We start from the raw sequence: 14,059 nt of genomic DNA on the forward strand, positions 1-14,059 counted from the left end.
CTCGGGAAGCACTTTCTTAACCATACCGGCTCACCATCGGTGTTTAATCAACGGGGACCCCCTGTTTGAAAACGCCGGCGCATCCTCTTCGCCGCTCAGCGATCGCTCTTGCGGCGATGGTGGCGCTGATATCAGCGGCAAAGGCCTCGGACTTTTCCGAGCCGTGGAAGAGTGCCGACCGGGCTCTGGTGGTCGACGCTTACGAGTATAATTCCATCGACTGGGCGCAGCTTGCCACCGACAAGCGCATCGCCGGTTTCATCAACAAGGCGTCGGACGGCATGCCGCCGCCCTATTTCTGTTTCGGCAACGACACCGAGGTGAAGCTCTGCAAGGCGCTGTGGAAACGCCACGCGGTGACGCGCGAACTGTTCCAGACGCGCAGGGTTGTGGCCAAGGCGCTCGGCATGAAATGGGGCGCCTATCACCTCGCCCGCCCCGGCAACCCGGTCGAGCAGGCCAACAACTTCCTCGATTTCGCCGACCCCGCGCCGGACGATCTCATGGCGCTCGATATCGAAGGCATCGATCCCTCGCAGTGGATGTCGCTCGACGATGCCGAGGAGTTCGTGCGCCAGGTGCATCGGCGCATGGGACGCTTCCCGGTGCTCTACACCAACGGCAAGACCGCGCAGTACATCGCCGACAACCGCTATAAATACCGGCTCCTGTCACGGCTGCCGCTTTGGTACGCACGCTACAAGCCTGACATCGACGTGCATTTTCCGATGGGCAACTGGCAGGGCTACGCGCTCTGGCAATTCTCGGCGCAGGCCAATTGCGGCCGCTTCCGCTGCCCTTACAGGGTTGCCGGCACGCCTAACGATATCGACGTCAACGTCGCACCGACTGATGCCGTCACGCTGCGCCAGCAATGGCCCTTTGGCGGGCTGATCGACGTGCCATCAGACTATCTTGCCAGCGTGCCGGTACCGCTCTCGCGCGAAGCGGCGCTCGCCGGCAAGGCCACCCTCATCTATGCCGATGTGGCAACACCACCGACCGTCGAGGAAATGGTCGCGGTGCTCGGTTCGCGCTGGTCCAAATTCAGCGACGGATTCCGCATGCCGGTCGTGAAGACGGTGCCACGGCGGCCGAGCTTCGGCATCGTCCAATATGTCGCCTGGAAGCGGACTGAACAGCGGTCACCCGAGCAACTCGATGCCGCCTTTGCCGCAGCCGACCCGCTCAGCACCGCTTCGACAACGCTCGACCGCGATCAGCGCTGATATCGGCGGAGGCAGACGTCCCCAGCCGCATTCAGCCGACTTACCCAGGCCACGCGCTCGATCCTGCCGACCCTCGCCGTGGCCTTGCCGGTGCTGGCGTGCAAGCCGAAGAAAGATCAGCATTGTACGATCGCGGTGTCAGCGCCACAACACCCATAGAAGCACAAGACAGCAATCAGCGGTCGTCTTGCAAGTTACAGGGCCTTAACGGCTCTGCGCCAAAGTGTTTCTATGAAACTTCCTTTTTTTGGCCGCAAACCATCATCGTCAGCAAAGACACCTCCGTCTCCGCCAGCAGGTGACGGAAATGGCGAAGCTGGGCATCGCGCCGTGCTCGGTCATCTGCGCAGAACCGAAGGTGAGCAGCCTCTTGCGCGTCCACAACTCGTCGGGCGTTTGCTGTTCGACATGATCTGCAAAATGATCGCCAATGATCGCGGCGTGCGCATGGAAGATCTCCTTGCGATCCTCGCCTCGACCGGCGGTTTCTCATGCCTCGTGGCCGCATTGAGCGAGGTCGGCCGGAACCCGCTAACCGGCAACAGCCTGACGATAGTGACCGGGAAAGACCAACATCGCTACTTCTTCGGTGATCTCCCCAACCGTTATCTGATTGAAAGCGAATTCGCATTGCTGAGTCTGGCCTTGGGCGCGGCGCAGGCCTGTGGTGGCACTGTCTCGTTGGACATGGTGCATCAAGCCATGCGCCACGTCGCGGGCACGGTAGGCGGTGAGAGTTTCGGGCAGCCGCAGCTTCCCGCGGAACATCGCCCCGGCGATCTCCCATTCAACTACGTCAAATTCCTGTGGCCAAGAGTTCTCGAAGCGCTAAAGCTCTATGAAGTGTCGCCAACGCAGGCGCCGATCGCGCTCGGCTTTGCACTTCAGCGTGCGATCGAGGCAGGCAAGGATGCCATCGATCCGACGTTGGCGGCGCGAATCGCGATCGAGTGCGCCGTTCCTATGGCCAAGGTCGATCCGAAGCGAATTGTCTAAGGACCGCGTCCCGAAGGGTTCATGATGATGGCCTCGAACTCGTTGCGCTCGATCAGCATGATTCAGGCGCCGGTCTTCTCGCGCGCCACGGCCTGCCAGCCGATGTCGCGGCGGCAGAATCCATCCGGCCAGTCGATCCGGTCGAGCGCCGCATAGGCCCGCGCCTGCGCCTCGCCGACCGTGGCACCGGTCGCGGTCACATTGAGGACGCGGCCGCCATTGGCGACCAGTGCACCGCCATTGATGGCGGTTCCGGCATGGAATATCTGGACGCCGTCGCCCGCCGCGCCTTCGACGCCACGGATGACGGAGCCTTTTTCCGGCGTGCCGGGATAGCCCCTCGCCGCCATCACCACGGTGAGTGCCGCTTCATCGCGCCAGCGTATGGACGTGTGCGCGAGCTGGCCGTCCACGGCGGCGTTGAGCAGCACCAGCAGATCGTCCTTCAGCCGCATCATCAGCACCTGGCACTCAGGATCGCCGAAACGCGTATTGTATTCGATCAGCTTGGGACCCTTGTCCGTGATCATCAGCCCAGCGAAGAGAATACCGGCAAAGGGCGCGCCGAGCTCCGCCATGCCGCGCATCGTCGGCTCGATGATTTCGCGCATGGTGCGCTCGGTCATTTCCGGCGTCATCACCGGGGCCGGCGAATAGGCGCCCATGCCGCCGGTGTTGGGGCCGACATCGCCGTCGCCGACGCGCTTGTGGTCCTGCGCCGTGCCGAAGGGCAGTGCCGTGGTGCCGTCGCAGAGACAGAAAAAACTCGCCTCCTCGCCGGTCATGAATTCCTCGACCACCACTTCCGCGCCGGCGGCGCCGAAGGAGCCCTCAAAACAGGCATCGAGTGCTGCCCGCGCCTCGTCCAGCGTCATTGCGACGGTGACGCCCTTGCCGGCGGCGAGCCCGTCGGCCTTGATGACGATCGGCGCGCCCGTCTTTTCGACATAGGCTTTCGCCGAGGCCAGATCGCCGAAACGTCCGTAGGCGGCGGTCGGGATGTTGTATCGGGCGCAGAGGTCCTTGGTGAAACCCTTCGACCCCTCCAGGCGCGCGGCGGCCTTGGAAGGCCCGAAGACGCGGATGTTTTCGGCGCGCAGATCGTCGGCAATGCCGGCGACGAGCGGCCCTTCCGGACCGACCACGACGAGATCGATTTTTTTCTCCCGGCAGAAAGCGGCGACGGCGGCATGGTCGGTGATATCAAGCTTCACCAGTTCGGCCTCGCTGCCGATGCCCGGATTGCCGGGAGCCGCGTAGAGCTTGGTCAGCAGCGGCGAAGCGGCAATCTTCCAGGCCAGCGCATGTTCGCGGCCGCCGGAGCCTAGAAGAAGAACGTTCATGGCCACCTCTTGATGCTATCCCTTGGAGCAACCCGCTATTGCTCTACAGGCGACGGGTCAAGGCATCAGGGTGTTTTGATCCGATTTGCGCACGGGAACGTTATCCCAGCCGAATATGGGCGCCGAATTCCGGCGCCCATATTCTGGCCCGCTTCAGCCCTGGAAAACGACCGGGAACCAGTCCTCGCGCAATTTCTGACCCGGCTGCATGCCGTGGCCTTGATAGGGCGGCGATGTACGGCCGGGCCGCTCGACATAATGGGCATCGTCGCCGACCCAGCGCAGCGAAAGCGCCCGGCGCCGTGCCGCAGTCGGGTTGCCGCGCGCGCCATGCGCGGTGCGGAAGTCGAACAGGATGGCGTCACCCGGCTCCATCTCCCATTCGAGAACCTTCATCGACGGGTCCTTGTCGGGATCCGGCACCGGCAGATAGTCGCCTTCGCCGGCGTAGAAATTGCTGTCGTCGAGCCAGCGCACCGGCAGGATCATCTTGTCCCATTTGTGCGAGCCGGCGATCAGGCGCAGCGTCGCCTCCTTCACCGGGTCGATGGGGATCCAGAAGCTGACCGTCTGCTGGCCATCGACGAAATAATAGGGAATGTCCTGATGCCAGGGCGTCGGTTTCTGCGTGCCGGGTTCCTTGACCAACACGTGATCGTGGAAGAACTGCGCGGTCCGCGACTGCATCACCGCCGCCGCGATTTGCGCCGCCGGCGATTTCCGCACCACCTCGACGAATTCGGGAATGCGCTCCCAATTGCAGTAGTCGTCGAAGAAACTGCCGCGCCCATTGGCGATGTCCGATGCCGTGGCACTGCGGTTCTGCATGTTGCGCTCGATGCCGGCGGCGATCGTGTCGACCCAGCCTTTGAAGGCGCCGCGGATGCAAACCGCGCCGTCACGCTGGTAGTCGGCAATCGTGTCCGCGTCGATCACGGGGGCGTCGGCAGTGTGGGTGGCAGCTTGGGAAGCCATGGTGTTCTCCTCTTGGAATGAACCGACTATCGCAATCCTCTCTCATTCAGTAAAATAATAACTTTCCATCTGATATATAGAGTAGGCCTATGAACGTCACCCTCACGCAATTGCGCTATCTCGTCGCCGTGGCGCGCCATGGCAGCGTCACCGGCGCGGCAAAGATGCTGAACGTCTCACAGCCTTCAATTTCGGTGGCGATTGACGCGGTCGAAAAGAATTTCGGCCAGAAGCTGTTCGTCCGCCAGCGGGGAAGCGGCGTGTCGCCGACATCGTTCGGTCGCGCTTTCGTGGCCAAGGCGAGACAGGTTCTCACCGAAACGGACGAACTCGTCGGCCTGGGTTCGAGCAAATCGGCTGTCGGCGGCGAACTGGTGCTGGGGTGCTTCGAGGATCTGGCGCCATTCTTCGCACCGGCGCTGCTCCGCGCCTTTTCCGAACGCTATCCCGCGGTGAAAGTCGTCGTTCGCGACGAGACGTTCGAGACGCTTGGGCGGCGGCTTGGCGATGCGGCAATAGATCTCGGCCTCACCTATGATCTCAGCTTGCCGACACATTTCGCGCGCATCCTGCTGCACGAACTTCGCCCGCATGCGCTGTTGCCGGCAAGCCATGCGCTGGCGGACCAACCATCGGTCAGCCTGGCGGACCTCGCCGCCTATCCGCTGATCACGACGGATCAGCCGCACAGCTGGCAGCACATGCTCGACCTGTTCCGCAGCCGCGGCCTCTCGCCGGTCGCCGACAGGGCGACAAGTTCGTTCGAACTTCAGCGCAGCATGGTGGCGAACGGTTTTGGCGTCGCGGTCAGCTACACCCGCCCGCATGGCGACCGCAGCTATGACGGCCTGCCCCTGATCTGCAAGCCATTGTCGGACCCGCTGCCGATGCAACGGATCATCCTCACCTACGACACGCATCAGCGCGTGTCGAACGCGGCACTGGCATTCGTCGAGACGGCGAAAGACTGGTTTTCCAAGCGCGACATCTTCACCGCGTGACGGGTTGACGGTCACCGCTCATCCGCTTGCCGCTTGACGGTTTCCGCGGCTGCTGCCACTCCATGGGCATGGAACCGATCCAGTCGAAAGCCGCCCAGGGCCGTGTTGCCGATGCGCCGAACGGCCATTGGGTCTACCGCGTGCTGCCACGCTCGATCTGGCCCTATGCGCAGCTTGCGCGATGGGACAGGCCGATCGGCTGGCAATTGCTTTTGTGGCCATGCTGGTGGTCGGCCGCACTCGCCGCGAGCGCCTATCCGCGCCCCGGCGACCCGCTGCTCTCGCTGCTGCCGGCGCCATGGTATCTCGTGCTGTTCCTGGTCGGCGCCATCGCCATGCGCGGCGCCGGCTGCACCTACAACGACATCGTCGACGAGGGCATCGACAACCAGGTCGAACGCACCCGCTCACGGCCGCTGCCGTCAGGCCAGACCACGCGCCGGCGGGCCTGGCTGTTTCTTGTGCTGCAAGCCCTGGTCGGCCTTGCCGTGCTCCTGCAGTTCAACAGCTTCGCCATTCTGCTCGGCATCTGCTCGCTGGCGATCGTCGCCATCTATCCATTCATGAAGCGGATAACCAACTGGCCGCAATTGTTTCTCGGCCTTGCCTTTTCCTGGGGCGCGCTGATGGGATGGGCGGTCGAGTTCGGCGATCTCGATGGCCCCGCCGTGATGCTCTACATCGGCTCGATCCTGTGGGTGATCGGCTACGACACGATCTATGCGCATCAGGATAAGGAAGATGACGCCATTGTCGGCGTGCGCTCTACGGCACGGCTGTTCGGCGACAACACCAAAGCGTGGCTGGCCGGGCTTTATGGCGGCACGCTGATCTGCTTCGCCATCGCCTTCGCGTCGGCGCAGGCGCCGGTGGTGGCGCTCGCCGGACTGATCGCCGCCGGCGCCCATATGGCCCGGCAGATCGCGGTTCTGGATATCAACGATCCCGACCAATGCCTGCGGCTGTTCCGGTCGAACAACCAGGTCGGCTGGCTGATCTTCCTTGGCCTGCTTGGCGGCGCATTGTGGGTGGCGCTGAAGCCGCTGGTCTAGCGGCCCTTTTTCCACGCCCTGGCCCTTCGCAGGCTCAGGGCGTTCGAAGCTCGAAAAGCCAAGCAATTGGCTTTTCGTTCGCTACGCGAACAGTTTCTCACTCCCTTGAAATGATCTCCTGGCCGTCGATGACCAGCCTGAGACCGAGGTTGCCGGCCCTGCGGCGGGCGAGGAAGCGAGGACGGCGTGTGTTGGAAACACGGCCCTTGCGGCGATCCTGCGGCGGCAGCGTCTTGATGGCGGCGCCAAGCGATTCTTCCAGGGTGCGGGCAACGCCGTCCGATTCAATGAGGAGCATCGGCAGACGGTAGGCATCGGCCCAGGCGCGCCAGTCGGCGGCGACGTCTTCGAGATCGTCTGCCACCAGCAACGGCACCGACAGCATCGGATCGTTGTGCAGGAGTTCCAGGGTCACCGTGACATTGCCATCCGGATCCTCCATTGCGCGGGCGGCAACGCCGCGGAACGCATTGGCAGGCAGTGCGATGATCGCCGGCACGCCGCTCATCTCGAGCAGGCGACGGATCACGGCGCCGCGGTGGTCGATGGTGAACGTCACGTCGCCATAGTCGTCGCGCGTGGCGTAGCTAACCACCTGCGGCAGGCGGAATGGGTCGAGGCGCATGTTGCGTCCCGCCCAGACTGGCTTCAGTCCAGTGTTCATAGAGTGCCTTCCTGTCTGTCTCCTGAGAGCCGGTGTCCGGTTCTCTCCGGGCCAGTTTTCCCGGCCTCGTTATGGGGAAACAGTAGCGCGGGCTCCTTACCGCCGCGCTTAAGAAAGTCGGTTAAATTTTGCTGATCTCAGGGATGGTTATCGGAATGCCACCGACCACAAGATGTTGAAAGGATCAGATAACCTTACCGGGATTCATGATGCCGGCCGGATCGAAGGCCGCTTTTACCCTGCGCATCAGATCGATGGCCATTGGCGGCGCGGTGGCGATCAGTTCGTCGCGCTTCAACTGGCCGATACCGTGCTCGGCCGAGATCGATCCATGGAAGGACCGCACGACATCGTGCACGGCCTTGTTCATGGGATGATAGAGGGCGAGAAACGCCTCGTCGTCGCCGTCGACGGGCCGCGAGATGTTATAATGGAGATTGCCATCGCCCATATGGCCGAAGCAGACCACGCGGGCGCCGGGGCAGACCCCTTCCACCACGCCGGCCGCCTTGTCGATGAACTCCGGGATCGCGGCTGTCGGCACCGAGATGTCGTGCTTGATCGAAGCGCCCTCGGGCTTCTGGCACTCGGGCAGCGTCTCGCGGAAATTCCAGAAAGCGTCGCCCTGGGCAAGGCTTGCCGAGACTACTGCGTCGCTGATGATACCTTGCTCGAGCGCTTCGCCCAGAATCTCCTCGATCAGCGCCCTGCCGTCTTCCTCGGAACGTCCTGAAGAGACCTGCATCAGCACATACCATGGCCAATCATCGGCCAGCGGCCGCGTGATGCCTTGGCCATGCTTCAGCGTGAAGTCGTAAGGCCTTTTACCGATCAGCTCGAAAGCGGTGAGCGAGGCGCCGGCCCGGTCCATCGCCAAGGTAAAGAGCGACAGCGCCGCCTTGGGCGACGACATGCCGGCAAAAGCGACCTCCCTGCCCTTCGGCCTCGGGAAGAGCTTCAAGACAGCGGCGGTGATGATGCCGAGCGTGCCTTCGGCACCGACGAACAGATTCTTCAAATCGTAGCCGGTGTTGTCCTTCTTCAGCTTGCGCAGATCGTCGAACACCTCGCCGGTCGGCAGCACCACTTCGACGCCGAGGCAGAGTTCGCGCGCATTGCCATAGGCAAGCACGCCGGTGCCGCCGGCATTGGAAGAAAGGTTGCCGCCGATCTGGCAGGAGCCTTGCGCGGCGAGCGTCAGCGGAAACAGCCGGTCGGCGGCATCAGCCGCCTCCTGCAGCGTCTGCAGGATGACGCCGGCCTCGACCGTCACCGTGTTGGACAGGACATCGATCTCGCGAATACGGTTCAGCCGCGACAAGGACAGGATGACCTCGCGGCCGGATCTGTCCGGCACCTGGGCGCCGACCAGACCGGTGTTGCCGCTTTGCGGCACGATGGGCGTTCCGGTCTCGGTCGCCAGCCGCATGATCCGGCTGACCTCGTCGACACTGCCCGGCCGCAGCACCAGCGATGTCGCGCCGTGCCAGAGTCCGCGCCGTTCGATGAGATAAGGCGCGATGTCCTGCTGGTCGCGCAGCGCGTATTTTTCCCCGACGATCGCCGCGAAACGGTCGATCAGAGCGGGGTCGAGTGTCTTTGGAATTTCGGTCATGTGGGAAAACTACGGTGTGGGCTCAGTGTTGTCACGAGGGGCGGCGGCACGCGAGAGCCGGTCGTTGATGGCCTCGCCAAGCCCATCGAAGGGAATTTTCTCGACCGCGATGGTGCGCGCGCCGCTGCCATCGAGATCCTGCATATAGGCGAAAAGATTGCTCGCGGCTTCGCGCAGATCGCCAGATACCGACAAATTGCGAAAGGCAGCCGCATGGTGCCAGCCTTCAGCCCGCTGGCCGCCGAAGCCGAGCAACGCTTCGTCCTTGCCAACCGTACCGGCATTGAGCCGCATCGCGGCACCTGGCGCATAGTGCGAGGCAAGCATGCCCGGCGCCTCGACCCCCGCCCCTCCGCCGCGCAACAGAGCCATGCCGATGGCCGCTTCGATCTCCTCGGCGGCAATGCCGCCGGGCCGGAGCAGGCGCAGTCCTTCGCCTTCGGCCTTGACGATGGTCGATTCCAGTCCGACCGGCGTCGCGCCGCCATCCACCACCAGCTTGATGCGGGCGCCGAGATCGGCCGCCACCGCTTGCGCCGTCGTCGCGCTGATCTTGCCGGATGAATTGGCGCTGGGTGCGGCAAGCGGACGGCCGAGTTTTGCTATGAGGTCGCCGCCAAAACCCCTCGGCATGCGCAAGGCGATCGTATCGAGCCCGGCGGTGACCAGCGGATGAATGCCGTTGCCTAACCGCTGCGGCAGCACCAGCGTCAGAGGACCCGGCCAGAAGGCCAGCGCCAGTTTCCTCGACAGCGGATCAAAGACAGCGATGCGCTCGGCCATGTCCATGTCGGCGACATGGGCGATCAGCGGGTTGAAGCGCGGCCGACCCTTGGCTTCGAAAATGCGCGCCACGCCGATGCCATTGGTGGCGTCGCCGGCAAGCCCGTAGACGGTTTCCGTCGGGATAGCGACGACATCGCCGTCCTGGAGCAGTGCCAGCGCCCGCTCCAACGCGTCGCCAACGGCAAGTATCTCAGCCACTCTCGTCACCTCGCAGATGGCGGCTGCGTAGTACGATGGCGGCTGTTGGGCAAGCCGGCTGTTCGGCAAGAGAGGGTCTTGGCGATTTATCAATTCCTAAAATGCTATGTTTCCGCGAAAGCCGGTATCAATTCCGGTCCGCTACCATCCGGGCTTGGGCAAAGGGGAGTGGTCATCGTGTCTGTGCGTATCTTGCTGGGGATCACCCTGGCGGCGTTGAGTGGCGGAGCTCAGGCCTCGTCCCTCATCTTTCCCGGCCCGCCGGCCGAGACGCCCTCCATCCTCATGCTGAAGGCAGCCGATATCAAGGCAAGCGATGTGTTGTCCGTCGTTGCGCTCGGTGAGCCGGACGTTACCTATGAGAAGGTGGCGGCAATCCCCAACGCGCCTGAGCCACGGCACGGTTTCATGCCAGGCCCGATGATCATTCGTGGCGGCGTCGTCGGCGGCGACTTCTCGACACCGACGCAAGGCAAGGCACCGGCCGCGGCCACCACCGCTGCTCCTGCTCCAGCCCAGGCGACCGCCTCGGCGGCTCCGGCGCCGGGCACACAGAAGAAGCCGGCCGCGCCGGCACCTGCACCGACAGCGCCCGTTCCCGGGGTCGGCAAGGTCAAGTAGCGGTCAGCGAACGGACGGACTGGCCAGATCGTTGACAGCTTGACGGCGCCCGGCGCACCATTGTCGCGCGAGCTCGTCCTGGCCTATCTGGCTGCTCAACTCTGCCGCCTGAATTTGGCCAAGCGATTCGGGCAAAGGCGATTCAGGCAAAGGGGCGGCTCTGGCAAACGGGTTTCGTCGTTCAAAGGGGGGTGATCATGAGAATATCCAAGACCGTTACCGTCGCCGGGCTTCTGCTGGCGTCGTTGCTGGGCGCCAGTGCTGCGCAAGCCGATGACATGCTGGGATCCTATGTCGCGCGCATTTCCGATCGCGATCATCAGGCGAGCGACGGCTATGCGCTGGACAGCGCCGCGCAGATGGTGCGGCAGGACCGCGCCAACTGGCACAAGTTCCATCGCCGCGACAGCGACGATGAGGCGGATGCCTGGTTCAGGACCAACGACCAGCGCGCCGATCTGCAGCGCATGCTGGAGCGTCCCGGCGCGATGAGTTCCTCGACCAAGCGCGCCATCGTCAATGGCGAACCGCTGATCCAGGTCGACGTCTACGAGGACAGCGTGCGCGTCAGCATCCTGGAGAACTGATCCCGTAAGGCTCCGGGAACAAAAAAGAGGGCGGCGCTGATGCGCCGCCCTCTTTTTTCGACAGAACCAGATTGAAATTCAGACTGCTTTTTCCTTGTCGTCGTCCTCTTCGGACTCGCCGTCTTCGGATTCTTCTTCGCCTTCAGCGTCATCGCCTTCAGCCTTTAGGGCATCATCGGCGTCGTCTTCGTCTTCGTCCTCATCTTCGCCGTCATCGCCCGAGAGCGTGGCGGCTTCAGCATCGTCTTCGTCGGACTCTTCACCGTCTTCGTCGTCGCCTTCTTCTTCGTCGCCGTCCTCGTCATCAGACTGATCGGCGGCTTCGACCGTAGCGGCGGCGGCATGATCGAGGGCGGTTTCGGAAGCGGTTTCAAGCGCCTCGACAGGAGCCGAGGTTTCTTCAGTCACTTCGATTTCGTGATCGGAATTCATGGAAGCCTCCGTTGGGTTGGGGAACATGTCCCTTTTGCCACGGAGAGATCATCGTCATATGACTGTAAGCCGGCTCGAACGGCCGGCTCGCAGATATTTTTCCTGGGCTCTCAACCGGCGATTTTTGCGAAATCCGCAACTTGACCAGTGGCCGCACGAATGCGGGCGAGCAGCGCCAGACGGTTGGCACGTACGGACAAGTCCTCATCATTCACGAGAACACCCTCAAAGAATGAATCAACTGGTTCGCGCAACACGCTAAGCGCCAGCATGGCAGCGGAAAAGTCTTCGTTATGAATCGCTTCGCCGGCTTGCTTCTCGGCCTGATTCACCGCCGCAAACAGCGTTTTCTCGGCATTCTCCTTGAATAGAGCCGGCTCAACGGTTTCGGCGACCGCCGTTTTCTTCTTCTCCTCTGCAGCCAGAATGTTGGCCGCACGCTTGGTCCCGGCGAGCAGGTTCTTGCCGTCCTCGGTATCGAGGAAGGAGCCCAGCGCTTCGACGCGGCGGACGATCTGCAGGAGGTCGTCGGACTGCGGCGTGATGACGGCATCGATCAGGTCGTGGCGCGCGCCCTGGTCGCGGAGGTAGACTTTGAGGCGGTCGTGGAAGAATGCAACGAGGTCGGCGATGAATGGCGACAGCGATGCATTGAGCTCCATCAGACGCTGGCCATCGAAAAACTCTCGCTCTTGATCGGCGGAGCCAAAAGTTTCTGCACTTGCGTTGGCCAGCCCGCCTTTCAACAAATTGGAGATCAAGCCAGCTTCGGACAACAGCTGGCTTGCCCCCTTGTAGTCGCGAATGCGGGAATCGAGCATCGCGACGACGCCACGGCTCTCAGCGCCATCGCCTTTTTGTTCGTATACGGCGAGAGCCGATGAGACCGCGGCCGCAATGGCAATGCCCAACGAAAGCTTGAGCTTGTTTTCCAGAACGATCCTCACCACACCCAGCGCGGCACGGCGCAGAGCATACGGGTCCTTCGACCCCGTCGGCTTTTCATCGATGGCCCAGAAGCCGACCAGCGTATCCAGCTTGTCGGCGAGCGCGACAGCGACCGACACGGGATCGCTCGGCACATAATCTGACGGGCCCTGCGGCTTGTAGTGTTCCTCAATGGCAGCGGCCACGGATGGGTGTTCGCCCTGGAGCAGCGCGTATTTGCGGCCCATGGTGCCTTGCAATTCGGGGAACTCGCCGACCACTTCGGTGGTGAGATCGGCTTTGGCGAGAACGGCTGCGCGAGCGGCGAGCGCCGGGTCAGCGCCGACGATCGGCGCCAGATCCTCCGCCAATCGCCTGATCCGCTCCACCCGCTCGCCCTGCGTGCCGAGCTTGGCATGGAAGGTCACATTGAGATGGTCGAGCCGGGCCACGCGCTGGTCGAGCGGCTTTTTCAGATCGAGCCCGAATTTTGCAGCCGATGCTTCGAGCTGGCCGAGATCGGGCAGATCACCCTGGTCCGTCGTCCAGAAATAGAGCGCGTCGGACAGGCGGGCGCGCACCACCTTGCCGTTGCCGTGCGCGATCTCCTTGCCGCCGTCCCTGGCTTCGATGTTGGCGGTGAGGATGAAGCGGTTGGACAACGCCTCGCCTTCACCCTGCGGGCGCGTGACAAAGCACTTCTGGTTGGCGCGGATGGTCAGCCGGATCACCTCGGCCGGAATGGCGAGGAATGCCTGCTCGAACTCGCCCATCAGCACGACAGGCCATTCGACCAGTCCGGACACCTCTTCCAACAAGCCTTCGTCCTCGACCAGGTCGAGCCCGTTGGCGAAAGCAAGATTGCGGGCGTCGGCGAGGATGATCTCCTTGCGGCGGTCGGCGTCGAGCACGACCTTGGCGGCCTCCAGCTTGCTCACATAATCGTCGAAGCGACGCACGGTGATTTCGCCCGGTGCGAGGAAGCGGTGGCCGTAGGTGATGTTGCCGGCGCGGATGCCGTCGATCTCGAAATCGACCACGACAGGCTCCTCGGTCTCCGGGCCGAAGGTGCACAGGATCGATTGCAGCGGCCGCACCCAGCGCAGCGAGCCCGGCTTGGCCGAGGCCGGCCCCCAGCGCATCGATTTCGGCCAGGGAAAATTGCGGATGATGCCAGGCACCAGTTCGGCGACGATCGCTTCGGCCGCCCTGCCCGGCTTCGAAATGTGGGCGACATAGAAGTCGCCCTTCTTCGGGTCGGAATGGACATGCGCCTCGGCGACAGAAGACAGGCCGGCCTTGCGCAGGAAGCCCTGTACCGCCTGCTCGGGCGCTGTCGTCGACGGCCCTTTGATCTCTTCGCTTATATCTTTGGAGCGTGCCGTGAGACCCCTGATATCGAGCGTCAGACGCCGCGGCGTCCAGTACTCGCGCGCCGCCTCGTAGGTCAGCCCTGCCTCGACCAGACCGTCGGTCAGCATCTTCCTCAGATCACCCGCCGCCTTGCGCTGCATGCGGGCGGGAATCTCTTCCGAGCGGAGTTCTAGAAGCAGGTCAGGCATTGGTTGAGGCTCACGCGACAATGGTGAGCGCGGCATAGCAACTCGGCTGGCCGCTGTCACCCTTTCCAGAA

Annotated in this window: 13 protein-coding genes; 6 read left to right on the forward strand and 7 right to left on the reverse strand. The window is 63.2% G+C overall.

The genetic code is table 11. The annotated features are described in order from the left end of the window. Positions 1-116: 116 nt before the first annotated feature. Both AC1DX4_RS07380 and AC1DX4_RS07385 read left to right on the forward strand, forming a co-directional pair. A complete protein-coding gene (locus AC1DX4_RS07380) occupies positions 117-1,229 on the forward strand; it encodes a glycoside hydrolase family 25 protein (RefSeq protein WP_477219793.1) in 1,113 nt (370 codons plus the stop codon). Positions 1,230-1,460: 231 nt separating this feature from the next. After that, positions 1,461-2,225: a hypothetical protein gene (locus tag AC1DX4_RS07385; protein ID WP_477219678.1), complete on the forward strand. Its 765-nt coding sequence runs from the start codon at positions 1,461-1,463 to the stop codon at positions 2,223-2,225. 62 nt (positions 2,226-2,287) lie between these two features. Here AC1DX4_RS07385 and purD read toward each other — a convergent pair whose 3' ends face one another. Both purD and AC1DX4_RS07395 read right to left on the reverse strand, forming a co-directional pair. Then, a complete protein-coding gene (purD, locus tag AC1DX4_RS07390) occupies positions 2,288-3,568 on the reverse strand; it encodes a phosphoribosylamine--glycine ligase (protein WP_477219679.1) in 1,281 nt (426 codons plus the stop codon). A 153-nt stretch (positions 3,569-3,721) separates the two neighbouring features. Further along, complete coding sequence (locus AC1DX4_RS07395) at positions 3,722-4,543, reverse strand: phytanoyl-CoA dioxygenase family protein (RefSeq protein WP_477219680.1); 822 nt, start codon at positions 4,541-4,543, stop codon at positions 3,722-3,724. An 89-nt stretch (positions 4,544-4,632) separates the two neighbouring features. On the opposite strand from AC1DX4_RS07395, the gene AC1DX4_RS07400 reads away from it, so the two are divergent. Next, positions 4,633-5,544, forward strand: coding sequence for a LysR family transcriptional regulator (locus AC1DX4_RS07400; protein WP_477219681.1), 912 nt, complete (start codon positions 4,633-4,635; stop codon positions 5,542-5,544). A gap of 68 nt (positions 5,545-5,612) precedes the next feature. Next, positions 5,613-6,596, forward strand: coding sequence for a 4-hydroxybenzoate octaprenyltransferase (ubiA, locus tag AC1DX4_RS07405; protein ID WP_477219794.1), 984 nt, complete (start codon positions 5,613-5,615; stop codon positions 6,594-6,596). A gap of 97 nt (positions 6,597-6,693) precedes the next feature. Here the strand turns inward: ubiA and AC1DX4_RS07410 are convergent, their stop codons facing one another. From AC1DX4_RS07410 to AC1DX4_RS07420, 3 genes are all read right to left on the reverse strand, one after another. Beyond that, complete coding sequence (locus tag AC1DX4_RS07410) at positions 6,694-7,260, reverse strand: DUF6101 family protein (protein ID WP_027041425.1); 567 nt, start codon at positions 7,258-7,260, stop codon at positions 6,694-6,696. Positions 7,261-7,444: 184 nt separating this feature from the next. Further along, entirely contained in the window at positions 7,445-8,875 is a 1,431-nt protein-coding gene (locus AC1DX4_RS07415; RefSeq protein ID WP_477219682.1) for an FAD-binding oxidoreductase, read from the reverse strand. Positions 8,876-8,884: 9 nt separating this feature from the next. After that, positions 8,885-9,859, reverse strand: a complete 975-nt coding sequence (locus AC1DX4_RS07420) for an L-threonylcarbamoyladenylate synthase (protein WP_477219683.1) — start codon at positions 9,857-9,859, stop codon at positions 8,885-8,887. A gap of 177 nt (positions 9,860-10,036) precedes the next feature. On the opposite strand from AC1DX4_RS07420, the gene AC1DX4_RS07425 reads away from it, so the two are divergent. Together AC1DX4_RS07425 and AC1DX4_RS07430 are read left to right on the forward strand one after the other, a co-directional pair. Further along, complete coding sequence (locus AC1DX4_RS07425; protein WP_477219684.1) at positions 10,037-10,480, forward strand: hypothetical protein; 444 nt, start codon at positions 10,037-10,039, stop codon at positions 10,478-10,480. A gap of 197 nt (positions 10,481-10,677) precedes the next feature. Further along, the gene (locus tag AC1DX4_RS07430) at positions 10,678-11,067 is read left to right on the forward strand and encodes a hypothetical protein (RefSeq protein ID WP_477219685.1); all 390 of its coding nucleotides are present in this window, start codon (positions 10,678-10,680) and stop codon (positions 11,065-11,067) included. 78 nt (positions 11,068-11,145) lie between these two features. Here AC1DX4_RS07430 and AC1DX4_RS07435 read toward each other — a convergent pair whose 3' ends face one another. Beyond that, a complete protein-coding gene (locus tag AC1DX4_RS07435; protein WP_477219686.1) occupies positions 11,146-11,499 on the reverse strand; it encodes an ATPase in 354 nt (117 codons plus the stop codon). Between the two features lie 110 nt (positions 11,500-11,609). Continuing rightward, positions 11,610-13,988: a glycine--tRNA ligase subunit beta gene (gene glyS, locus AC1DX4_RS07440; RefSeq protein WP_477219687.1), complete on the reverse strand. Its 2,379-nt coding sequence runs from the start codon at positions 13,986-13,988 to the stop codon at positions 11,610-11,612. Between the last annotated feature and the right edge of the window lie 71 nt (positions 13,989-14,059).

The sequence above is a fragment of the Mesorhizobium sp. P3_A8 genome (assembly GCF_056402995.1).

Coding starts and splice junctions, on each gene's coding strand:
- AC1DX4_RS07410 (WP_027041425.1), bottom strand. CDS start 7,260: ATGAACACTGGACTGAAGCCAGTCTGGGCGGGACGCAACATGCGCCTC.
- AC1DX4_RS07385 (WP_477219678.1), top strand. CDS start 1,461: ATGAAACTTCCTTTTTTTGGCCGCAAACCATCATCGTCAGCAAAGACA.
- glyS (WP_477219687.1), bottom strand. CDS start 13,988: ATGCCTGACCTGCTTCTAGAACTCCGCTCGGAAGAGATTCCCGCCCGC.
- AC1DX4_RS07430 (WP_477219685.1), top strand. CDS start 10,678: ATGAGAATATCCAAGACCGTTACCGTCGCCGGGCTTCTGCTGGCGTCG.
- AC1DX4_RS07395 (WP_477219680.1), bottom strand. CDS start 4,543: ATGGCTTCCCAAGCTGCCACCCACACTGCCGACGCCCCCGTGATCGAC.
- purD (WP_477219679.1), bottom strand. CDS start 3,568: ATGAACGTTCTTCTTCTAGGCTCCGGCGGCCGCGAACATGCGCTGGCC.
- AC1DX4_RS07415 (WP_477219682.1), bottom strand. CDS start 8,875: ATGACCGAAATTCCAAAGACACTCGACCCCGCTCTGATCGACCGTTTC.
- AC1DX4_RS07435 (WP_477219686.1), bottom strand. CDS start 11,499: ATGAATTCCGATCACGAAATCGAAGTGACTGAAGAAACCTCGGCTCCT.
- AC1DX4_RS07380 (WP_477219793.1), top strand. CDS start 117: ATGGTGGCGCTGATATCAGCGGCAAAGGCCTCGGACTTTTCCGAGCCG.
- ubiA (WP_477219794.1), top strand. CDS start 5,613: ATGGAACCGATCCAGTCGAAAGCCGCCCAGGGCCGTGTTGCCGATGCG.
- AC1DX4_RS07400 (WP_477219681.1), top strand. CDS start 4,633: ATGAACGTCACCCTCACGCAATTGCGCTATCTCGTCGCCGTGGCGCGC.